This is a genomic window from Bacillus sp. FJAT-22090 (assembly GCF_001278755.1).
Classification (GTDB): Bacteria; Bacillota; Bacilli; order Bacillales_A; family Planococcaceae; genus Psychrobacillus.
This window is the reverse complement of sequence record NZ_CP012601.1, coordinates 1120397-1143707: the sequence shown is the minus strand read 5'-3', so window position 1 is coordinate 1143707 and position 23311 is coordinate 1120397. Positions and strand designations below refer to the sequence as shown.

The 23311-nt window shown below is 33.0% G+C and carries 25 protein-coding genes; 5 read left to right on the top strand and 20 right to left on the bottom strand.

Annotated elements, in window-relative coordinates:
- The first annotated feature begins 64 nt into the window (after nucleotides 1–64).
- Nucleotides 65–577 (top strand): DUF3231 family protein, encoded by a 513-nt coding sequence (locus AM499_RS06050; RefSeq protein WP_053589351.1) that lies wholly within the window; start codon nucleotides 65–67, stop codon nucleotides 575–577.
- Nucleotides 578–746: 169 nt separating this feature from the next.
- Here the strand turns inward: AM499_RS06050 and AM499_RS06045 are convergent, their stop codons facing one another.
- The 6 genes from AM499_RS06045 to AM499_RS06020 all read right to left on the bottom strand — a co-directional run bounded on the left by AM499_RS06045 (nucleotide 747) and on the right by AM499_RS06020 (nucleotide 5354).
- On the bottom strand, nucleotides 747–1148 hold the full coding sequence (locus AM499_RS06045; protein WP_053589350.1) for a hypothetical protein: 402 nt from the start codon (nucleotides 1146–1148) through the stop codon (nucleotides 747–749).
- A 1140-nt stretch (nucleotides 1149–2288) separates the two neighbouring features.
- Entirely contained in the window at nucleotides 2289–2906 is a 618-nt protein-coding gene (locus AM499_RS06040; RefSeq protein WP_053589349.1) for an NUDIX hydrolase, read from the bottom strand.
- Between the two features lie 188 nt (nucleotides 2907–3094).
- A complete protein-coding gene (locus tag AM499_RS06035) occupies nucleotides 3095–3286 on the bottom strand; it encodes a hypothetical protein (RefSeq protein WP_156316763.1) in 192 nt (63 codons plus the stop codon).
- Between the two features lie 105 nt (nucleotides 3287–3391).
- The gene (locus AM499_RS06030) at nucleotides 3392–3874 is read right to left on the bottom strand and encodes a hypothetical protein (protein WP_053589347.1); all 483 of its coding nucleotides are present in this window, start codon (nucleotides 3872–3874) and stop codon (nucleotides 3392–3394) included.
- A 145-nt stretch (nucleotides 3875–4019) separates the two neighbouring features.
- Nucleotides 4020–4247 (bottom strand): PepSY domain-containing protein, encoded by a 228-nt coding sequence (locus AM499_RS06025; protein WP_053589346.1) that lies wholly within the window; start codon nucleotides 4245–4247, stop codon nucleotides 4020–4022.
- A 318-nt stretch (nucleotides 4248–4565) separates the two neighbouring features.
- Entirely contained in the window at nucleotides 4566–5354 is a 789-nt protein-coding gene (locus AM499_RS06020; protein WP_053592111.1) for a lipid II flippase Amj family protein, read from the bottom strand.
- Nucleotides 5355–5802: 448 nt separating this feature from the next.
- Here AM499_RS06020 and AM499_RS06015 point away from each other — a divergent pair, with 448 nt between their 5' ends.
- Nucleotides 5803–6633, top strand: coding sequence for a glycerophosphodiester phosphodiesterase (locus AM499_RS06015; RefSeq protein ID WP_053589345.1), 831 nt, complete (start codon nucleotides 5803–5805; stop codon nucleotides 6631–6633).
- Nucleotides 6634–7400: 767 nt separating this feature from the next.
- Here the strand turns inward: AM499_RS06015 and AM499_RS06005 are convergent.
- The 6 genes from AM499_RS06005 to AM499_RS05980 all read right to left on the bottom strand — a co-directional run bounded on the left by AM499_RS06005 (nucleotide 7401) and on the right by AM499_RS05980 (nucleotide 11765).
- Nucleotides 7401–7913, bottom strand: a complete 513-nt coding sequence (locus AM499_RS06005; protein ID WP_053589343.1) for a DinB family protein — start codon at nucleotides 7911–7913, stop codon at nucleotides 7401–7403.
- Nucleotides 7914–8279: 366 nt separating this feature from the next.
- Nucleotides 8280–8759, bottom strand: a complete 480-nt coding sequence (locus AM499_RS06000) for a hypothetical protein (protein ID WP_053589342.1) — start codon at nucleotides 8757–8759, stop codon at nucleotides 8280–8282.
- A 94-nt stretch (nucleotides 8760–8853) separates the two neighbouring features.
- Entirely contained in the window at nucleotides 8854–9324 is a 471-nt protein-coding gene (locus tag AM499_RS05995; RefSeq protein ID WP_053589341.1) for a GNAT family N-acetyltransferase, read from the bottom strand.
- 99 nt (nucleotides 9325–9423) lie between these two features.
- Nucleotides 9424–9876, bottom strand: a complete 453-nt coding sequence (locus AM499_RS05990; RefSeq protein ID WP_082355182.1) for an NUDIX hydrolase — start codon at nucleotides 9874–9876, stop codon at nucleotides 9424–9426.
- 432 nt (nucleotides 9877–10308) lie between these two features.
- Entirely contained in the window at nucleotides 10309–10746 is a 438-nt protein-coding gene (locus AM499_RS05985; RefSeq protein ID WP_053589340.1) for a YflT domain-containing protein, read from the bottom strand.
- 458 nt (nucleotides 10747–11204) lie between these two features.
- Nucleotides 11205–11765, bottom strand: a complete 561-nt coding sequence (locus tag AM499_RS05980; RefSeq protein ID WP_053589339.1) for a YybS family protein — start codon at nucleotides 11763–11765, stop codon at nucleotides 11205–11207.
- A gap of 321 nt (nucleotides 11766–12086) precedes the next feature.
- Between AM499_RS05980 and AM499_RS05975 the strand changes: the two genes are divergently transcribed.
- Nucleotides 12087–13541 (top strand): PQQ-dependent sugar dehydrogenase, encoded by a 1455-nt coding sequence (locus tag AM499_RS05975; protein ID WP_053589338.1) that lies wholly within the window; start codon nucleotides 12087–12089, stop codon nucleotides 13539–13541.
- 492 nt (nucleotides 13542–14033) lie between these two features.
- On the opposite strand, the gene lepB is transcribed toward AM499_RS05975, so the two are convergent.
- Together lepB and AM499_RS05965 are read right to left on the bottom strand one after the other, a co-directional pair.
- Nucleotides 14034–14600, bottom strand: a complete 567-nt coding sequence (gene lepB / locus AM499_RS05970; RefSeq protein ID WP_053589337.1) for a signal peptidase I — start codon at nucleotides 14598–14600, stop codon at nucleotides 14034–14036.
- Nucleotides 14601–14792: 192 nt separating this feature from the next.
- Nucleotides 14793–15293, bottom strand: coding sequence for a hypothetical protein (locus tag AM499_RS05965; RefSeq protein ID WP_053589336.1), 501 nt, complete (start codon nucleotides 15291–15293; stop codon nucleotides 14793–14795).
- 604 nt (nucleotides 15294–15897) lie between these two features.
- Here AM499_RS05965 and AM499_RS05960 point away from each other — a divergent pair.
- Entirely contained in the window at nucleotides 15898–16431 is a 534-nt protein-coding gene (locus AM499_RS05960; RefSeq protein WP_053589335.1) for an HXXEE domain-containing protein, read from the top strand.
- Between the two features lie 313 nt (nucleotides 16432–16744).
- Here the strand turns inward: AM499_RS05960 and AM499_RS05955 are convergent, their stop codons facing one another.
- From AM499_RS05955 to AM499_RS05940, 4 genes are all read right to left on the bottom strand, one after another.
- Nucleotides 16745–17341, bottom strand: coding sequence for an AAA family ATPase (locus AM499_RS05955; protein WP_053589334.1), 597 nt, complete (start codon nucleotides 17339–17341; stop codon nucleotides 16745–16747).
- Nucleotides 17342–17593: 252 nt separating this feature from the next.
- Nucleotides 17594–17941, bottom strand: coding sequence for a hypothetical protein (locus AM499_RS05950; protein ID WP_053589333.1), 348 nt, complete (start codon nucleotides 17939–17941; stop codon nucleotides 17594–17596).
- A 295-nt stretch (nucleotides 17942–18236) separates the two neighbouring features.
- The gene (locus AM499_RS05945) at nucleotides 18237–18818 is read right to left on the bottom strand and encodes a sugar O-acetyltransferase (protein WP_053589332.1); all 582 of its coding nucleotides are present in this window, start codon (nucleotides 18816–18818) and stop codon (nucleotides 18237–18239) included.
- 165 nt (nucleotides 18819–18983) lie between these two features.
- Entirely contained in the window at nucleotides 18984–20024 is a 1041-nt protein-coding gene (locus AM499_RS05940; protein ID WP_053589331.1) for an NAD(P)-dependent alcohol dehydrogenase, read from the bottom strand.
- Nucleotides 20025–20298: 274 nt separating this feature from the next.
- On the opposite strand from AM499_RS05940, the gene AM499_RS05935 reads away from it, so the two are divergent.
- On the top strand, nucleotides 20299–20712 hold the full coding sequence (locus AM499_RS05935; RefSeq protein ID WP_053589330.1) for a MerR family transcriptional regulator: 414 nt from the start codon (nucleotides 20299–20301) through the stop codon (nucleotides 20710–20712).
- A gap of 363 nt (nucleotides 20713–21075) precedes the next feature.
- Here AM499_RS05935 and AM499_RS05930 read toward each other — a convergent pair whose 3' ends face one another.
- Complete coding sequence (locus tag AM499_RS05930; RefSeq protein ID WP_053589329.1) at nucleotides 21076–21645, bottom strand: dihydrofolate reductase family protein; 570 nt, start codon at nucleotides 21643–21645, stop codon at nucleotides 21076–21078.
- A 242-nt stretch (nucleotides 21646–21887) separates the two neighbouring features.
- Nucleotides 21888–23248, bottom strand: a protein-coding gene (locus AM499_RS21255; RefSeq protein WP_156316762.1) for an IS3 family transposase whose coding sequence is annotated in 2 segments (ribosomal slippage) — nucleotides 21888–22792 and nucleotides 22792–23248 — 1362 coding nt in all. Because the reading frame shifts where the segments join, the coding sequence is not laid out codon by codon here.
- Between the last annotated feature and the right edge of the window lie 63 nt (nucleotides 23249–23311).

The following is a 23311-nucleotide window of genomic DNA, read 5'->3' as shown; positions in this document are numbered from 1 at the left end:
TTTCTAATTTACACACATAATATTTTGGAATGAAAAATTATTATGAATGATAGGGAGTGCAATAATGGGAGTTCTAAGCGGTAATCCAAAAGACGAACCGTTACATTACGGTGAAGTATTTGCTTTATGGACAAATCTAGCTACAAACAACGGTTTAATCGCTGCATATCAGACCTTTGCTAATCACACTGGTGATAAAGATTTAGTAAAGATTATTGAAGAATCGATTCAATGTATGAAAGACGAAAATAAACAAGTTGAAGTAATACTAAAAATTAATGGAATTGGACTACCACCTGCACCACCTGAACGGCCAGTTGCAAGACTAGAAGACATTCCTGCTGGTGCAAGATTTAATGATCCTGAAATAAGTGCTGCACTCTCAATGGATTGTGCCACAGGTTTAGTCGCATGCAGTCAGGCAATGGGTCAGTGTATTAGAGAAGATATTGCTTTAATGTATGGCCAATTCCATTTAAGCAAAGCCCAATTAGGAGCAAAGCTATTACGATTAAATAAAGATAAAGGCTGGCTTATACCTCCACCACTACACTTAAACTTTCCAGATAAAGAATAATAATTCTTTGGGCAATCTAATTTTGATTGCCCTTTTATGTTTGATTCACAATATGTGTGAAGTGTAAAAAAAACTCACTTTCTCCTATTTAATTAAACTGCCTCTTAAGTTGAATAAGGCATTTTAGATATTGCTTTAAAAATAAAGTTTGATTAATATCCACTCAAAATTAGTTAACTTTCAAGTTAATTTTTTCTTCATATTCGCCTGTATTAGTCCGCCATTTAATTTCTATATAAGCATGATTTAACGATATAATTGCGTCATCTATAACTCTTGGAGGATTATTACTTGAGCTCGCCCCAAAATCTATAGCGGTTTGATTTTCTTGAGGTTTTCTTTCCCCGCTACGTTCGCCTTCGTCAGTAACTAACGAATAAGTGACATAAAGAAGTTCTTCATCTCCTGTATATTCAATACCTCCTCTCTTATAGAGTTCCTCCTCAGTTACTTCGTATATGTAATGTACTTTCCATAAGTCCCCTTCACCAGTAGCTTTAATAGTTTCTTGATTAGAATAACAAGCTGTTAAAAGCAATATTGTAAGTAATAAAGTAAGTATATTTCTCAACATAACTCCCCCTCTCCCAAATTCTAAGATTGAATTATTTCTATATAATATCTATTTCAACACGCATCTAAACAATACTTCTTCAACTAACCTTGCTTTAGTTGAAGAATAAAAAAGGCTTTACTCCTTCTTGAAATAAAGCTCCCGTTAGTTATATTAGGAAAACATTATTATGCCTTTTATGAAACACAATCTTCTATTCAAATTTATCATCTAATTTCGATTTTATTTCTTCTAATAATTTAAACTGCTTATCTTGTTTCTCTAAAATTTTATCTGTTAATTTTTCTAACGTTTTTGTAATTGACCATAAAAAAATCCATAAAAATAGAATAACTCCTAAGGATTCTATAATAATCACCACCTTTACTTTTTACTTCAAATTGATTAGCTAATCCAATGTAGTTGTTCAACTAAACTACCCCGTTGAATAAGTTCAACAAAAAGGTCATAAATCCTGATGCGTATTTATGCACATCTTCCAATCATTTTCAATAATTCCCCTTAATACAAACCGTTCTTTTGAAAGATCCACTAATAACCCTTCATCTAGCCGTTCTTATTAAACTTAACTGCCCCGTTAGTGAAGTAATTGAGATCCTAGAAAAAATTATTATTTATCTCTATCATTACTTTGACTATCCTTTATCGTTTTTGCCATAGCAAAAAAAACAATTATTATAAATATAGTACAGAATGCAATTATAGATGACATATACTTATCACCTCTCTCATTTCTGAGTATTCTTTGTATTATTTTACCATATAAATAAAAACTTGTTAAACTAAACTTCTACGTTAGTTTAAGGGTAACTTTTAACAATAGATCGCCGAAAACTACTTGATTTTTTGGACGTAAAAATAGACCATCGAATTGATGGTCTTGTTCAACTAAAGTACCCGTTACTTTAAGTACATTTCTTCACAATCTTTATATTGATATAACATAAATATCCAATAAAAAATAATTCTTATCTCTAAGAAACCTTAGAGGTTAGATGATTTTAATCAAACGTTAAAACACATTATCAATCTTTTTATAAATGAAAAAACTTTATAATAAATAATCACTCTTTTTTACAAAGCTACACTATGAATCCACACTTTAAATAACAGATTCTAAACAAAATATCTTTAGTGTCAATCAAATATCGTTTCTTTTTCAGGGTTCCTCAAAAATTCGAAGAGGGTTTTAATTTGTGATTCAGTATTCCTATTAGTAGAAAGCTGCGGTAAATTGTGTTCCGAAAAAAAATTAATATTATTCGTCTCCGTACCTAGAGTAGGTTTCCCTCCAATAAGTTCACACATTATAAATATCTTATAATAATGATAAGCTTCTGGAGGATGAGAGTGTTTATTTTTATCCAATAAAGCAATTAATCTAATTGGTATAACATCAAAACCAGATTCCTCTTTTATTTCCTTCACAACATTCTCAGAGGGTGATAGCCCTATATCGCAAAATCCACCTGGTAAAGCCCATTTATCATCAATATTTTCTTTTACCATTAAGATCTGATTATTTTTAAAAACAACACCTCGAACATCAACTTTTGGAGTTTGGTAACCAGTTTCATTTGTAAATAAATCCCTTACTTTATCCATATCAAGTTCAGTATGTTCTGCCATAATTTCTATACTAATTTTACGTAATTCTTCATAACGCTCGATATCATAAATATCTTTAGAAAAGGCCAATCCGGACTGGGACAAAGCCTGAATTCTTTTTGCCCACTCTAACCATTGTTTACTCATTTAGACACCTACTTTGAAGGAGATTTTAAATTCTTTTATTCTTTTTATTGACCATTTTAACGACTTTTAGTAGCGTCTATTATAACATTTCTTATTGAACTAACCTGCCCCTTTAGTTCAATAAGAAAAGAGCAGTCTAATACCGCTCTTTGATTTTCAACTAAAGCATCCGGTGGTTGAATTAGATTTTATTCCCTCGAGCTTTTAAATAAATACATTCCAACCGAACCAAATACACTGCTTACAGCAATCACAGTGACAGCAAATATTACTTCTGAAGTTGAATGAGTTCTATTAGTCAATAATCCAAACCAGAGTAGCTCAATAAATAATATAAGCCCCCATAATATGAAGAATGCTTTCAATATATCGTGCTTCAAAACTATCATCAACCCCCCAAAAAATAATAATCCATCTCAACTAACCTGCTGTGTTTGTTCAATAAGAAAAAAAGACACGCGTTTGTAAGAATACATCATTCAAATCTAATCAACTAAAATAGCACCATCAGATATTGTTATAAAGTTTGCGTTAAAACCGATTATACAAATTATATATTCCCCATCCTCTTCTACATAAAAGTCTGTCATCAGCTGATCAGTAACGGAAGCAGAAAAAATCTCCGTATAATTACCATTCAATATGTAACCAACTCCAGTAGCACTTGTTCCATCTGGGATGATGGATAGGTCTATCTCAACATTATCTCCTTTTTTTAAAGCCAAGCCCTTATTTTCGCTTTTTAATAAGAAAAGATCTCCGTTGTTCAATTTCATATTATTAAAAGAATAATTTTTTGGAGACTCCTCTTCCAATGTAACGTTAATCTTATTCAATTCATTCAGAAAGCTATTATTTTCTATAACAGTTTTTTCTTCAGCTTTTGTTAGAGATTTATTATTGTTTCCTAACACTGAGGTAAAAATTGATATTCCAATAAGAAGTGCCATGGCAAGGATACTAAACATGTAAGTTTTTTTTTTTCATAAGCCAACTCCTTTCACTAAGTCTTTTAGTCTAATTTCTTATATGAATTACTGTTTCGATTTTACAATCCATAATTCCTGCTAATTGAACTAAACTGCCATGTTAGTTGAAAAAGGAGTAATGTATTTAATTTAATGGTCCTAATAAATCCATAAATTCACCATTGTAGGCGTCTATTACAACAGTTGATTCTTTCCCTGTATATTTTATTGTTACTTCCCATTGCATTCTATTAGTTAATTCGTTCCAAAACCCTTGCCTTTGTATGAGCTGCACACTAATATTCTCAGGTGGAAGTTCTTCTAAACCATCAAAGGAAATTGAGTTTTTCCACTCTACTGGGGGATTAAGCAAATATTTTTCTGCATTGTTTATTGCTTCACCTGTACTAATAAGAGGCGACTGATAAAAATATAAAAAAACATTACTAGTATAACAACTAAACCTAATAATATTTTTTTCAATTGAGCACCTCCTTACATAAGATCTTTGATTGAAGCATCATATTTATTGTGTTGTGTTGTGTTATTTCAACTATCCTGACCCGTTATTTCCAGAAAATAGCACTTTTTATGGCATGAACTTATTCAAATAGTGCACCCATTAGTCTAAGTACATTATTTTATAACTTATTTTAATTATCTCCGGTAATATTACATGTAATTTTATTAACTACATAAGAAACTGCGTTAACCAAGCAATATACTTTGCACCAGGAATGAATAATACCTGTGCTAAAAGTGTTCCTAACAATCTTGATGTTACCATCATAATAGAGGCACTTTTTAAAGTAACATAGTTCCCTTTTTGGTTGATTACATCATCCGCTAGGATTGAAATTTTGGGGTCAATAAAGACAATTAGTAAGATTGTAGCTACACCATTAATTAAACCCGATGCCATAACAGCAGTTGTTGCGCGTTCAGGTGCAAGCAATGCTGCATATAGTGCAGATAAAACTCCAATTGTATAAATTGCTGTAATCAAAATATTAATACAAAATAATTTAATCGGTATATCACGCCAGCTCATATCTTTTAAATATGCATATCTAGGTAGATGTATATGCTTTTTTGCACGTCTAAAATATGCTATTGTAAATCCTTTTTTCAATAACGCTGGAATCGAACCTCGTTCTTCTGCTAAATGAATGATTGCCCTCGAAAAAACAGCAATAAATGTTGGTAACAATAGTAAACCGATTATCGTACCTAATGTTGCAGAACCAATTAGAATTCGATACTGACTCTCGACAAATTCTAATGCATTTTCTTTTGGTGCATTATCAATCAAACTTCCTGTAAAAGGTTGTTGCATCATATTCGCAAGCCTTGAAACCATTACCATCACATTAAATAGAGAAAGTGCCGATGCTAATAATTTCACTCTTGCCCCTGATAAACGGACTGAATATGCTAAGGTTTCGATTGAATGAATTATTAAGATAAATAATGCAATCATTGCTAATTGCGTTGTGAAAAATTCCAAAGACAATACCTACCTCACTTTTATTTGTTTGAAATAGTATCCCTATATCTTGTCTATATGTCCCATTTACTTTATATAAACGAATTAGATATTGAAATTGTTTCCAAAGTGTTTTATAGGATAATACTCAATTGATACCTTATAAAATTTTTCTCCTTATTTAGGTATTTTATCTATTTTCTTATTTGGAGAATGCGTCAATAGCTTAAAATCCAAGAGTTAAGTCAGTGTTTTGGTAAAATGTGGCAATGTAGTACACTTATTCTACTGATTCCTCTAGTAGATTTGTAAAAAAACGTAAGGAAAAAGGTCAAATTTCGTTAACACAAACTTCATTAATCTATAAATATATCTACATATTAGTTTAACATCCATTTTCTAAAATAAATTTGAAAGATATTTTAGATAGGAGATGGAGAAAATGAGCAAAAAATTATTAATAGGTACAGGAGTGGCATTATCGTTATTATTCAGCCCATTAAGTCAGGCGTTTGCAGTAGAACAAACAGTAGGTGATAGAAAACAAGTTGAAAATGTAGCACACCGTGGTGCAACAGGTTACGCTCCTGAAAATACGATTGCTGCTTTTGATCTAGCAGTTGATATGAAAGCCGATTATATTGAAATCGATGTTCAAAGAAGTAAAGATGGTGAATTAGTATTGATTCATGATACAACAGTGGATCGTACAACAGATGGAACGGGAAAAGTAGGAGATTTAACATTTGAACAGCTTAGAAGTCTTGATGCAGGTAGTTGGAAAGGGGAACAATTTGCAGGAGAACCAATCCCAACATTTGAAGAGATTCTTGATCGCTACCATGGAAAAATTGGAATTTTAATAGAATTAAAGGCTCCAGAGCTTTACCCTGGTATTGAAGAACAAGTAGCAGAAGTATTAAAAGAACGAAATCTCGATAAACCACAAAATGAAAAAATCATTATTCAATCTTTTAACTTTGAATCTGTGAAAAGAGTGGACCAGCTACTTCCTAAAGTTCCAGTCGGTGTATTAACTTCTAACCGTGCAGATACAACATTGGAAGCTTTACAAGAATTTTCAACATATGCGGATTGGTTTAACCCAAGTTATGGAATTGTGACAGAAGAATTAGTGAATCAAGTTCACTCTCAAGGAATGCAAATTGGTTCATGGACAGTACGCAGTCAAGAAGCTGCAGACTTCTTATTCGAAATGGGAGTTGACGCAATCATTTCTGATTATCCGGATTATGTAGATCCTAGAAACTAATATTCCTGTAAAATGGTTTTAGAAAAGGAGTAGTTGCTGCTCCTTTTTTTGTTTGGATTTTTGATTGTAAAAAGTTACTTTAATTACTAACTCTCACAATCTCTCCTAAACTTTCTGCTAAAGTTGTTATTTGTGTTCTATTTAATATAAGTTCCCCATAACGTTTAGGGTGGTATATTCTTTAACTCATTATTAGACTAAACCTGCTTCGTTAGTTCAATAAGAAAAAGAGCAGCGTAGGCAGCTCAACGATTTTACACCTAAGTCCCCTTTAGTGTATAATCGTTGAGCTAAAATTAATTATTTAATAAATTTATTAAATAGTACATGAGTGAAATCAAAAATGATAGGAGTAAAATTATTATTGTACCAAATGTATAAATTGCTGTTTCAGCATAATCACCGCCATCAAACACACCAACAAATAGAAAAAAAAATATTATACTAACCATTATTGTTAAGAAAAATATACTAATATACTTTGACATATTCTACCCCACTACGATTAAACTTTCTTTACTATTTCGCCGAGCTGCCAAATATACCTCCTTGTTCAACTTATCTGCTGCTTTATTTCAATAAGAAAAAAGGCTTTATTCTTTAATGAAGTAAAGCACCCGTTAGCTCAATATGATGAGGAAGTTGAAAATGAAAAAAGGCCCTACCCCTTCTAGAAGTAAAGCACCCGATAATATAAAAATATTAATTCACATAGTTAAATTCTTTTTCCCCTTTACTTAAACAGGAATCTGTTGATAATCATATGTTTAGTGCCTCGTATCTAAAAGTAATCTTATTTCTTTTATTTGTTCTATGTGTCGTTGTTCATGTAAATATATCTGTTCAATCCATTGGTCAAGTGGTAATTCACCTAAAGCAGGATGCTTAAATGATTTTTCCTCCAATATCGGTTTATCCTCTATTGTACTAAGGAAAGTCAGTAATTTTTTTCTCGAATCGTTTAATATTTCAATGATTGACTGAACTTCAAATGGTTCTTCATCTGGTTCAACTATTTCGGGAGCTTTAAACTTTTTCGTTCGATCCAACATAAGACGAACGTTTTTACGTTCTGTTTGAGTATTTTCAACCTTTTTTAACCCCCATGCAATTGCCTTTATTGTTGCCTGTTCCACTAAAACTAAGTGATGACAAATTTGTGCTATACTCCACATATTCATACCAAGCCTACCATTAAATTGAGAATAATTTAATGAAGTAATCTCGTTTACTAAGTTATTTCTCACTTCATACAGATTGTCATTTACTAAATTACTCATGAAAATCTCCCTTCACCAGAAAGTAATTATCTAGGTTCCTATTTTATATATATATATATTCTTCATGATGAAAAGTATTCTTTGAGTATTATCTTCCCATCCTGCTTTCGTTAATATCTTCCTTCATAAACCAGCTTCTTCGTTACTTCAATAAAAAGTTCACACGATTGTAGAAACGCACAATTAGCATAATAAGGAGACTTTGTTACCACTCTTCAATATCACATATATAAATAAAGAATTCTTCGTGTAATGCAATAACTCCTTGTAGTGACTCTTCCATTGAAAATTGGTATAACTAATTAAATCACTGCTTCGTAAGTTCAATAAGAATTTCACAAGGTTTCAACGCTATTGATCTTTCTTTTATTGCGGAGTTTTTTTCGACACTATAAAAGGTTGAGTTCTTAAAACTTCTTTGCCATTTTCTGAGACAATAACTCGCACTTCTTTACCATCTATAATTCTTAATGGATTCTTCATTGAAACATATAGTTCTCCTTGCTCATTAGGCTGAAATAAAGTTCCACCAACCATAGTTCCAAATCGTATCTCTACATTTTCTTCAGGACCAAAAACAACTCCTCCATTATTATCTCCTCCAAGCGAAATTTCATAGTTTGCAGTTGGTTTTAATCCTTTTGCTAATACAATTACATCAATAATTCCGTCATCAATCGTACTGTCATCAATTATTTCCTCATATACAATAGTTACTCTACCTGTTCCATCTTCAAAAGGTATATCTTCTGCCATATAAGCTCTGACTTCTGTAACACTTGCTCCATTTGAGCAACCAGTTAATAACAGTCCAAAACTTAACAAAATGATAATAAAACTACGCATAAGTATCCCCCAATATTGATTAACACTCTTTATTCCTAGTCAGTAGAATTCCTTATTAAACTAGCCTAACCCGTTTGTACAATAAGGATTGTAATTAGTTGTATTTAAAAATGCTAATGAAATAATCTTCTTCGGGAAAATCATCTCGATACTCGAACCCATTATTCAAATAGTAACCTTTTAACTTTTCATTTCCAGCCCAACAGTCTAAATAAATCGTCTTATTTCCCTCAATTGTGAAAGAACGGGCAAAGTCCGTTATTTCTGATCCATAATTATTACCTTGGTATTCTGGTAGAAGGGCAATTTGAAACAAATAATTACTTTTTGGAACAATTGTTAATTCACTTAAACTATCTATCTCCTTTATACAAAAAGTACCAACTATTTCCTCATCTAAGAATAATACATACGCATAATTATTCTTAATTTCGCTAACAATTTTATTTACATCCCATGGATAATCCCACTGGCAAATCCCCTTTTTTTGTAAAGCCAACGTTGCCTTATTTAATACATTTACCACTTGTTGCCGATCGTTTGACGTGGCTATTCTTATTTTCATCAATTCTTTACTCCTATCGTCTACATAATCAAGTAAAGCACCCGTCAGTTAAACAATAACTATCTTTTAGAGGCAATAAACAAATTTCTATAATACTTCTTAAACTATAAGCTTAACTATACCGTCCTTGTACTCGAATAAATAATCATTCTCTTTTTCTAATAGTACAGGCAAGTACTGTAATACCATTTTAGCAATCCCTAAGTTATTAGGGTTAATTATCCAATCTATTTGTTTCCAATCGAGAATCCCTTCTCTTGTTTTTTGTATGGATTCATTCCCTAATGTCGCATCTACTTCAAACAAGTACACATGTAACCCATCTTTTTCCCCGTCATTTTTATCCCATGTAATTACACCTTTAGAGTAATATTCGTTTACTTTGATACCTGTTTCCTCAAATACTTCACGTATTGCACCCTCATCAGCTGTTTCTCCTGCTTCATATTTACCGCCAACCCCGTTCCACACACCCATAATTGGTGGCTTTTCACGATTCAGCATTAAGATTCGGTCATTACTTTTCAAGAAACATACATTATATTTAAACACTATATCATCTCCACAATTAAATTAAATTCATTATCTCATTATTCTTCAACTAATATGAACTAACCTGCTTCGTTAGTTCAATAAGAAAAAATGGCTCTCTAAGTAACCCCGTAATATTTAACTAAAGCACCAACATATTTTTATGACATTTTTCTCTATTTTTTCTAATCATCTTCATAATTTTATTTGTTGCTAAAGCAACCAAACAAAAAAAGTTCCTATGTTTGTACAAAACTCATACAAACATAGGAACTCACTCTTTTTCGTATACACTAGGAAGGAATCGAACACACATCTTAAGAACTGGAAACTCACGTTGTAGTCCATCATGAGTTAATTCCCGAGGTAAACTATTACATCAAGTGATTTAGCGACTTTTAGCTAAAATCACTGCGTGATATTTATGCAAACATCTAACCACCCAATACGTCCTCACTGTTTGGGATGAAGAAATACCAGAATTTTACCATCTTGAGCGTCATTAGAATAGCGTTCAGCTTCATCATCTGGGACTCCAATTTCCATCAGAGCATGTTTTAATCCGCCAGCGCCAGAGTTGGCCCCTACGACTGCTCCTCCAATTGTTGTAATTATTGGACCTGCAGCCAACACAGCGCCAAATCCGGGAATTAATACAGTGGATAAACCTGCTATCACGCCCGCTATACCAATTGCTCCTCCAGTTACAGCTCCAGCAAAGGCTCCATCCTTAGTGGAGGGTTTTACTTCCTGCGTGATTTCAGATAGTTCATTTGTATTTTTAGCAATAACTGAAATTTCCTCAGTTGTATAGCCTTTCTCTTTTAAATCTTCAACAACTTCAGCCGCTTGTTGTTCATTTTCGTATACGCCAACAACATGATTCTTCATTAGAAATTACCTCCTATTTGCTTCAACTATGTATTCTTTACCCGTTCTTTAGTTTTTCTAGACACATTTCACCTTCAAGCTTCATTCTTTTTAGAATTCCACTCCTATTTTGCAGTTCCCGAAAAAGTTATTGGAATCAATAAAATCAGCAACATACTAGACGATCTTTTTCTTTCAAGTCCCGGAGCATCTTTCAAACAGGAATGCTGCCACATTAGCCATCCATTCTTTGGACGTAAAAATAGACCATCGAAATGATGGCCTTGTTCACCAATTAGTTTAATATGATAAGAGACGCTTGTTAAACAATCGCTGCCGTTAACAGAATAGTGAAAAGCAACCTAATATGAGTATGCTTTTACATGAAATCCGTTTGTGACTAACATCTTATCAAACTATATGAACCTTACAAAGTTAGAGCGCATTTCTTATCCTAACAATGCGCCCAATCTTCTTACTTATTTTTCCACCATCAATTTATACCATTTCTTGAAGATAAACTTACTTAATTCAACCCATAACCAGCTATATGCAAAAGAAAAAATATAAATAAACCCCATAACCTTCAATGAAGAAGATGTACTGGCGATTGGTCCTAAAACAGGGAATTGGACTATATATAGAAGAAAACAAATTCCAGCCATTAATAATACAGACGTAAAAACTACGATGTAAATTCGCCTTTTTAAAATAAGAAGTGCTATTCCAATTCCTAAACCTACTATCCCTGTTGTAAACGGGAAAACAAAAGATTCACCAGGTTGAATCAGAGTCAGTAAAAAAAACGTTAAAATGTAACTTTGAAGTCCAAAGGGAATAGATATAATAGTACAAATCAAGATAGGGAGAGTGGCAAAAGGACTGATTAAATAACCAATCCCTGGTAGGAAGTTTCCAGTTGACTGCAGGATAGCTGCAAGTGCTGAAAAAATGGCGGCTAATACAAGCTTTTTAGAATAAGAATACGTTTTAAAATAATGGTGGAGCTTGTATGATTCATTTGATAAAACGCTAAACAATTCATGAGTTCCTCCTTCTCTTCTTAAAACACATAAGCTTTATCCTTTTCGGCACAAGAAAATCTTTCATATTTCGAGTGGTAACTCAGAGTAAACAGTTATCATTTCAATTAAATACAAGTCCTCAATTCCTCAATACTGGTTACAGGTTTTAGTTAAGACGAAATCCATACAATTTAATGATAGAAGACAACGAAGAGATTGTTCTATATATGTTTATATTATTAAGTATATTCCCAAAATTTCCCGGCCCTAATTTAATAATAGAACAGTTCTTATCATATTCTTATAAAAAAACAATAAGAAGGAGCGTAAAGTTAGTTGTTAAAAGTTAAGGTTAGTTTACGACCCATTGTAAGTAATATAAATTTACCCACTGTTTTAAAAACAGCAATACTTCCGGGTGACTCAATTGAAAGATTATTTATTGCAACCCAGGTAGGAGAGATCTTTTACATTGGAAACGGAGTTATAAGGACTTTTTTAGATATTCGCCCGCGGATCATAAAACTAGGTGTTTCTGGTGGTGGATATGATGAACGAGGATTGATAGGGCTAGCGTTTCATCCCGAATTTCATTATAACGGTCTGTTTTATCTTCATTATTCTGTAGCTGGCACACAAGGTCCAGGTGCTCTTCCTAATTCAGAAGCTGCAGGACGAGGCCAAGATGGTCTTCCTGAATTTTTTCAGCCTAATCCGTGTGACCCCAGAACCTTAAACCTAAAGTGGATTAATAGAGAAACTCAATTTGATCATATTGATACAGTTGAGGAATGGATTTTACAATCGAATGGTCAACCTCAAAAACGGCGGGCATTACTTAATTTAAGAAGACCATTTTTCAATCATAATGGTGTCAATAGCTTAAACTTTTCACCTGAAACAGGAAAACTTGTATTAACAACCGGAGATGGTGGATCAGGCTATGATCCATTTAATTTAAGCCAGGATGATATGGAAATCGCCGGTAAAATAATTGAAATTGATGTAGCTAATAATACATTTATCGCTAATCCACCCGTAGTCACACGTTTTAATGAACTTCCCGCACCTATTCAGGAAACTCTAACGGTAATTGCCAAAGGGGTTCGTAATATACCTGGTATTTCATTTCAAAGGTTTTATAATCAGTATATCAAATATGTGGGAAATGTCGGACAGGATTTAGTAGAGTCGATTTTTTCATTCGTTCATTATAAACCAATACCGGTTACTCAACTTATTCAAGCTTCTTTAATGAAATCTGAATCTGACCAAGAAGGATTTATTAACTTTGGCTGGCGAGGATGGGAAGGTGCTTTTCCTACTTCGATTATAAGGGGCTGCTCTGCAAATCCGACTTTGGAAGAAAAAACAATTGCTTATTACAATGATACAGTAAAAAATTCATTCATACGTCTTCAGCCTTTAACTAGTTATTTTCATAAAGATCCCCGACCCGATAAGTTTGGAGGAACTGCACTTACAGGAGTTCAAGCCTATTCGGGGAATGGGATACCCGATTTAACGGGCAGCGTTGTGTTTACCGATTTTGCCCGGGATGAAGGATCTCAACCACCGGTTACAGGGGTTTTAGCTTATACTAGGCTAAGAACAGATGGTAAACCAAATGATTTTAGTGTTATTCAAACCGATTATAATTTTGGGTCTCAATCAGCTTATTATGTTAGCTTAGGAACAAATCTGGATCAAACTAGACTATATTTAGGGGTTTATGGCTCTATGAATGTGACTGATTTTAACAAAGGTACTGTTTTTGAAATTGTTCCATGATTCATAACTATAAAATTCGACTTAATACCAGATAAATCTCTTTCTTAGATTTAATTGAATCGAAATTTAAAACAAAATTTAGGGATATATGGAATTACGATAATGATTAACCATCCTACTGTCTCTTCCATAATTGCTCCCAGTACCCACCACGAACCATTAAGTGTTATATAAAGCTTTGTTAGGAAATGAAGTCATAACGTGGAAGATTATAATTATAAGTCTACCTTTTGGTTTTCTTATAATTCCTCTTGTTTTATTTGCTCATTGGTTAGGGAAAAAAGTTATATAAAATATATAATTATTATAAATTGAATTAAGTTTTAAAAGTCACCTTAGATGGTTTTTAAATTTAGAAAAATTTGATCGCCAAAATCTACTTTTTGTTTAGGGGGTAAAAATAGACCATCAAAATGATGGTCTTTTTTCACTAAAGCACCCGTTAGTTGAACAGGAACATCAATTAACTTATTTCATTTACAATTCACTTTATCATTTTATTATCTTTAAATTATCTAGAGGTAAAAATACAATTTTTGCGGTACCCAATATTTTATCCTTCGAAACAAATCCAACACTCGGATCTCTGCTATCTGTGCTGTTACGACGATTATCTCCTAGTACAAAAAAGTATCCATCTGGCACAGTTAATTCACCTAAATATTCTTCTAATGTAAAGTCTCCTGTAAGTGTACCATTGTCTATCAAAGCTTTTTTATATTCCTCTAAGTAGTGTTCTTCGTACCTCTCACCATTAATAAAAAGTTCATCGTTTTCATAAGCGATGCGGTCACCAGGAATACCAATAATACGTTTGATATAATTAGTATCTTCTTTTGCTTCAAATACAATCACATCAAATCTTTCATACTCCATCAATTTTGGTCCGATTTTATCCACTACTATTCTGTCACCATTCTCAAATGTGGGCATCATAGAAGCACCGTCAACTACAATAGGTGTAAATAGGAAAAATCGAATACCACATGCAAATAAAATAGCAATTCCTATTGCTTTTGCCCATTCCAAAAATTCATTTTTTTCTTTTACTTTTTTCACGTTCAACACCTCTTTCTCTTTTAAACACTTAGCATTTACTTGAATAACTCATTAAATTATATTATTCGACCTCCCTTTAATAATACCTGCTAGTTATACTAACCTGCTGCGTTAGTTCAATATTAAAAAATGAGCTGTCTAAAGCAACTCGTGTTCTTCAGCTAAAGCACCCATTAGTAGAATAAGACCTTCTTAATCGTTATTAAACTCTATTAAATCCGCTATTTTGTATTGTTTTTCTTCTTGTTCATTATTATTGTCAGTCCACGAAACTGTAAGCTTTGCATCACTAAACGCTTTCTTAATATCCTCTTCAGATAATCCTTTTGCGTAATAAACAAGTTTATATTGATATTCCGCAAAGTTTTCAGATGCGTTATCTTGTGATGAAGCACTTCCATACCAATAACGGTCAATTTCATCTATGCTATTTAGCGTTTTTCTCCAATCTTCAAAACTCTCAATTTGTCGATTAGTCACAGCATCTGTGTGTTTCATATTAAATGTATACTCAAGTACCTTAAAATCTTCTTGCTTTGGTTCAATTAAATCTTTAGTGGCACCAACTTTACTGTATTCATCATCACTGATTGAAGAAACTTTTACTTCAATTTCTATTAAAGGTTCTTCATTATTACAGGCTGTTAATAATAGAAAAAATAAACATACGAATAACAAACTTAATTTTTTCATACTTACCCCCCCTCGAATACATCTATTTCAGATTATTTTATTTAACTTTTCTACATAAAAAAACAATACCTAATGATGGTCTTATTTAACTAAAGCAACCGTTAGTTGAATAAGGTAGAGCAATAAAATCATTAATTAGCTTTAACTTTAAAATTATCGCCTGCGTCTTTTTTACCTTCATATATTGCGATATCCTGATATATGTTTGAATTAGTTGCTATAGTTTCTAATATTTTCTCAAATAGATAATCTTGTTTTAGGAATAATTTAATTTTAATTATCTTAAGCACTCCTTATTCTAGAGAGTAGAAAATTAGATTGTTATTAATTCTCCTTATTAACCATAATTTCCTTTTTCAACTATCCTGTTACGTTAGTTTAAGTGTAGCATTTCACACTGGACCGTCGAATTCTACTTGATAATCTAGATATAAAAATAGACCATCGAAACGATGGTCTTGTTTCACTAAAGCACCCGCTAGTTGAAGAAGTAGCTTTTTCAATTGCACTTTTAATATATAACAACATTATTAAAGATTGGTATAATAGCTATAAAATAGCATATTTTAAACTAAGTCTAAATATGAATGAAAGAGGTAGAAGTATGGATCTATGGAATGTTCAAACTCTTATTTGGTTGTTTCCTATTTTATTTATTTTTCATGACTTCGAAGAAATTATTATGGTAGAAAATTGGCTAAATAAGAATAGACACGAAGTTTACAAAAGATTACCCAAAAAATTAGCCGATCGAGTAGTTAAACAATTTTCCATGTCCACTGCACAATTTGCTTTTGCAGTATTAATTATATTTTTATTTGTTAGCATTTCTACAATTATGGCCAACCAATACTTAACTCACGGAGCATTTGCTAATATCTATCTTTTTACAGCAGTAACATTAACTTTTTTCATCCATGCATTTACCCATATTGGACAAGCAATATTTTTCCGTTCCATAACTCCAGGAGCGATAACGTCGTTAATAATCATTCTTCCATACAGTTTAGTGTTATATAAAGCTTTGTTAGTAAATGAAGTCATAACGTGGAAGATTATTATTATAAGTCTACCTTTTGGTTTTCTTATAATTCCTCTGGTTTTATTTGCTCATTGGTTAGGGAAAAAAGTTATATAAAATATATAATTATTATAAAGTGAATTAATTCTTAAAAGCCAACTTAGAGTGGCTATTTAATTTAGAAAAATTAATAGTTTTCTTTCCTTAAAATACGGTATTTCAACTTATTAATTTACTGCACAATTCAAATGCGACATAAAAAAGAATGGAATATCGATAATTCTTGTTTAACTAAACTGCCCCGTTAGTTTAAGTGTAACATTTCACAATGGATTTCTGAGATCTACTTGAGTTTTCGGATGAAAAATAGACCATCGAAATGATGGTCATGATTAACTCAAGCACCCGTTAGTTGAAGAGAGTAACCTATTTAATTTATAAATCTTATCTGTTTTATTTGTATTTTAATTCTGTCCAATCTTTTCTTGAATTTATTTCTCTTGTCATCGAGTAAATGAATGTCTAACATAGATGCAATTGTTTCCACTACACTTTCAACTGTCAATTTATCAGTTTCTATTCGATTTTTAAATATATCATTTGATAACCCTTGAATACATCTATCTATTTGTTTTTCACCCCATGAATTTTTTCTCTCACCCCTACTTCGCAACCTCTTTTGTAATGTTTCTTTAGAAGCCCAAAGTACAAAATGATTGACTATCACTCCATCATCTCTTAATTTCCCTACAATTTCCTCAAAATACTGTGGATTTACTAAGGTCATCGGAACAATGATAATACCGTCATATTCACTATCTATGTATTTTAAAGTAGTGTAATTTAACTCTCGCCAGATACTATAATCTTGGAAATCACCTTTACTAATTTCTTTGGGTATATTCCTTTTAATAAAAAAACCAATATTTTCTGGATCATAGACAAGGGAATTAGGAATCCTTCTTTCTAATTCGTATGAAGTCTGTGTTTTTCCAGAACCAAATGCTCCATTTAACCAAATAATCATTATAATCACCCCTCTTCTATATTAATTGAGTTCTACTTATAAGATATAATTTAATTCTTTAACTAATCTGCTTCTTTAGTTTAAGTGTAACATTTCACAATGGATAGCTGAAATCTACCTGATGATTTGGACATAAAAATAGACCATCACTATAATGGTCTTGTTTAACTTAAAGCACCCGTTAGTTGAATAAGAAAAGTGAAGCTTATTCCACAATTTCGCCAGATTCAGGAATAAATTATCGCTGCATAATTAGAGAATTAACTGGTGTGTCGCTCCGATAATAAACATACAAAAGCCGATTAATGAAAGTAATATCCCCAAGTAGAAAGGCCAAGGATTATCTTCTTTTTCTTTATCAAAAGTAAATAGGGTCACTATGCAAAAGATAACAGTAATAACGGGAATAAAGCCGTATTGCGGTCCGAAAGTGAATGCAATTCCACCCAAAATCAATCCTATAAGCCCATAGGGATTTTGAGTTGAAACTCTGTGTATGTATTCTTCTTCTTTATAGGATAGATCTTCCATTTTATCTCCCCATAAATCGATTTCTTTCATTCTGTTTAGGAATTCAATTATTTTTTTAAATGTTTTCATACATTGCCCCTAACTGCACCGATAGTTGATCACAAGTTATACAACACTCTTAAACTAACCTACTTCTTTACTTGAATACGTTTGAAACGAATCGAGGTTCCATTTTTAAATTAATTTTCCATTTGCTTGTTAAACTAAACTGCTTCGTTAGTTCAATAAGAAAAAGAGTTGCCTAAGCAACCCATGTTCTTTAACTATAGCACCTGTTAGTTCAAAAAGAGTTACCCCTGACGTAACTTCTTAAGGAACATTATTTGAAACAGATTTTATTAATCAAAAATACTAAAAACTAAATTTAGTTATCACCTTTATTAATTTCTTTTAATACTTTCGCAGGTACTCCTGCAACAACCACATTTTCTGGAACATCCTTAGTAACCACTGCTCCTGCAGCCACAACAGAATTGTCCCCTATTGTAACACCCGGTAGAATTGTTGCGTTTGAACCAATCCATACATTTTCGCCAATTATAACTGGTGAGGGATATGTTGTGTTTCTTGTTTCTAATGATAACCCATGATTAAGTGTAGCAATCGTGACATTCATACCTAACATTGATCCATTTCCAATACTAATTCCACCTCTATCTTGGAATGAACACCCTGTATTAAAAAAGACGTTTTTTCCAATCGTGATATTTTTACCGAAGTCTGTATAAAATGGAGGGAAACACATAAAAGAGGAATCAATTTGGTTACATGTCAGTTCGCTAAAAATCTCCACTATTTCTTCTTTGGAATGATATGATGTATTCAATTTCATAGTAATCCTTTGGGCTTCATAACTACACTTGGTTAATAGACCGTGAAGTTCCTTATCCTCTCCTGAAATTGGATTGCCTTTCTTACAAAAAACTATAAAATCTTTCATGTCCATTATTAAAACCACCTATCTTTATTTTCAAAAGCAATTTAACACTAAAAAATGCTTGGTTAACTTTTGACTTATTCCAACCTTGAAGCAACTAATATAAAAGGATGTCCCAAAATTATGCTTTTAGAACATCCTCGTGTATAAAGAAAAATTATTAATTTACGCAAATTACATTGTGCTAATGTCAATAACGAATCGATACTTCACATCGGAAGCTAATACGCGTTCGTATGCGTCGTCGATTTGATCGGCCAAAATAACCTCAATTTGAGGAATAATGTTATGCTTTGCACAGAAGTCTAACATTTCCTGAGTCTCGCGGATTCCTCCGATCATCGAACCAGCAAAGGAACGACGATGACCGATTAAGTTAATGACGCTTAGTGACAACGGTTCAGCAGGAGCACCCACGTTTACTAACGTGCCATCAAGATTTAGCAGTCCTAAATAAGCATCCAAGTTAATCTTTGCACTAACAGTATTAATAATTAAGTCAAAGGTTCCAGAAAGTTTCTCGAATGTTTCTGGCTCACTTGTTGCATAGTAACTGTCAGCACCTAATTTCAGACCATCGTCTTTTTTCTTCATTGTCTGAGAAAGCACAGTGACCTCTGCACCCATAGCATGTGCAATTTGAACAGCCATATGGCCAAGACCGCCCAAACCAACAACCGCTACTTTTTTACCTGGACCAGCCCCCCAGTGATTTAGCGGTGAATATGTCGTAATACCTGCACAAAGTAATGGAGCTGCAGCGTCTAGTTTAATACTATCAGGAATTCTGAGCACAAAATCTTCCTGTACAACAATGTGTGTAGAATATCCCCCTTGAGTAGGTTCACCGTATTTATCAACACCCGCGTATGTTTGGATATTTCCTTTGAGACAGTATTGTTCTTCTCCTTTTTTGCAGTTCTCACATTTACCACAGGAGTCAACCATACATCCGACCCCTACCCGGTCACCAACCTTGTACTTTGTGACCTCTGCACCAATATCTGTGACGATTCCGGCAATCTCATGTACAGGTACGAGTGGATAGTTTACTGGGCCCCATTCACCATGAGCAGTATGGATGTCGGAATGGCATATGCCTGCATATCTAATTTCGATCAGAACATCATGCAAATCAAGATCACGTCGTTGAATTTCAGCCGCTCTAAAGGGTTTGTCCGGACCGTCAACAGCTCGCGCTTTAGCAGTTATCATAAGTAAAACCTCCTACGAATTTTATATTAACCAAGAGAATGTGCTTGTACTGGTTATTAATACATAATGAATAATAATGTTCTATTCATTCATTTTTCCCAGCCCAATTTCCCTTGCAACACTATGTTAATTCCTATAGTTAACTCTAGGTCAAGTGATTAATATAATTTTCTACTTCCCTATATGGTGTCTTTGACATCCCGCATATACCATGATAAGATGCCCACATAACCTATAGTTAACTCGAAGTCTATCTATAAAAAGGAGATTAATGATGAAGACCTATTCTATTAGTGAAGTTGCAAACGAACTGAATCTTACAGTATATACCTTGCGTTACTACGACAAAGAGGGACTTATGCCTTTTGTAGAACGTACACCTAGCGGAATTAGAGTTTTTAAAGAATCCGATATTGACGCCTTAAAAATAATTGAATGTTTAAAAGCCACAGGAATGCCTATTAAGGAAATTAAACAATTCATTGATTGGTGTTCTGATGGGGATTCTACATTGCAACAAAGATCTAACATGTTTTTAGAACGAAAAGCGATTGTAGAAGCACAAATGGAAGAACTAAAAAAAACAATGGAAGTCATCGAGCATAAATGCTTATATTACAGGACTGCATTAGATGCCGGAACGGAAGATATTCATATAAAAAAGATTGAAATCACTACAAACAATTAACAGAATCACCTGCTTTTACAAGTGTAGATATGAAATACAGGGAGTATTTTTATTTTACTGCTTCCTAATTTATATACTTCCTATTTACAACTTTTTTAAGATACGATGATACTTCTTACGTAAAGTATCCTTCTTCTTGAGTGGACTCTAAAGTTTGTATCTCATTTTAATATCTCTTTTAATTAATCCTAATTCAACTAAACTGCTGCGTTAGTTTAAGTGTAACATTTCACACTGGATTGACTACATCTACTTGATGTTCTGAGTATAAAAAAAGACCATCGAAATGATGGTCTTATTTAACTAAAGCACCCGTTAACTGTGCAAGAATGGTTCCTTGAATTATGCATAATATGCTTATAATTACTTCTCATTACGATGATAGCAGAGTTGAACAACTCCAGAGGAAAACGTTTTTGTATTTACCAGTATTAGATTCAACCTCTGTTTTATGTCAATGAATAAGGGGTTTCCTTCTCCCAAAATTACGGGATGAACGGATAATCTAAATTCATCAATAAGCCCTAAATTTATAAAAGTCGTAATAAGACTCGCTCCTCCATACAGCCAGATGTCTTTCCCTGGCCCATTCTTTAATTTATTTACCTCTTCAAAAATATTATCATTTATAAATATTGCTTTATTATCAGTCTTTTTTTGCGTTCTAGAAAATACATATTTCCCTTTACTATGAACTGATTTCCAAATTTCTTTTTCAGTATTAGAAACCTCATTCTCTGGAGTGTATTGTCCCCATAAATCATAGCTTTTTCTTCCATATAAAATAGTATCAATCTGATTTAAGAAATTAATGAACCCCATATCAGAGTCCATGATGCACCAGTCAACTTCCCCATTTTTCCCTTCAATAAATCCATCTAAAGTAACCGCTAAATCTAAAATTATTCTTCTTTGGTTTCCGTTATTGGACATAGTATTCCCTCCTTTATATTGTTTTTCTGCCAGACTTTCTTCATATGTCAGACCTTAGTCATCAGCGTAAAGTTCTAATGTATTTAACTAACCTGCTGCGTTATTTTAAGTGTAACATTTCACACCGGATTGCCGAAATATACTTGATGTTCTGGGTATAAAAATAGACCATCGAAATGATGGTCTTGTTTAACTAAAGCACCCGTTAGTTTGATCTGACCCAATAAAGTTAGACAAATAGTTTAAGCAGCTTCTAAGACCTGAGTTCGGTATTCTACTGGACTTAGGTCTTTTAATTTTGCCTTCATTCGTTTATGGTTGTAATACTCGATATATTCATGTAGTTCACGTTCAAAATGTTCCATACTCTCAAACTCTTGTAGATAAAGAAGCTCAGACTTTAATAAGCCAAAGAAGTTCTCAATAACTGCGTTATCTAAACAATTACCCTTACGGGACATACTTTGCTTTATATTGTGTTTCTCTAATGTCTTCTGATACTTCTTCATTTGATAATGCCAGCCTTGATCGGAATGTAGAATGACTTCATTTCCTGGATTTAAATTTCCGATCGCCTCTTCTAACATATCACCCACAAGTTGATAAACTGGACGGTTCATTATCTTGTAAGCAATGATTTCGCCATTACATAAATCTAAAACAGGTGATAAATAACGTTTCTCACCAAATAAATGAAACTCCGTTACGTCCGTTACCCATTTTTCATTTATCTTTCCTGCATGGAAATCACGGTTTAGTAAATTCGGTGCGATTTTACCGACTTTTCCACGATAAGAACGATACTTCTTTATCCTTACTTCGCATTTTAAACCCATTTCGTTCATCAATCGGTTGATCGTCTTTGGATCATGAAAAATGTTTATTTTCTTTAATTCTTTGGCGATGCGACGATAGCCATAACGTCCTTTATGTTCATGATAAATGGCTTCAATCGCTTCTTTTTCCTTCGCGTATTTATCTTCACGCTGTAATCGTTTTTCCCAGTAATAATAAGTACTACGTGGAATGTCTGCGACTTTAACTAATTCCACGACATCAAATTCAGCCTTTAGTTCAAAAATTACTTGCGCTTTGATTTTGTTTGTAATTTTTCCTTTTCCTGAACTAAAGCGTTCAACTTTTTTAAGTAGGCATTCTCCATACGCAAACGTTCATTTTCAGCTCGTAGAGCTTCCATAGATCCTTCAACTGGAGATGTTTTTTTGTCATTCGATTTGGTTTCCTTTTTCATGGATGGACGCCCCTTTTTCTTTGGTTTTAGGGCATCGATTCCACCAATTTCAAACGCTCTTCGCCACTTTCTAATCAGACCAGCTGACGAAATATTAAAAATTGCGGCCGTCTCAAGAGAGGATGTACCCATTTCGTTCATATAACTCAGTACATCTAGTTTAAACTGTTGCGTATAAGTTGTATAGGGTTGACAGAATGCCTCTGCACCTTGATGTTCATAAAGTCTTACCCATCCTCGCATCACAACTTTACTGACTTTTAAGTCCCTTCCTATTTCCTGATAACTTTCATTGCCTCCTAAATAACGCAATACCATTTTGATTTTTTCTTCGGCTGTAAATCTAGCCATAAAAAACACCCCGCAAATGTTAGTTTAGTGTCTAACATTTACGGGGCAGTTCAGTTTACTAAG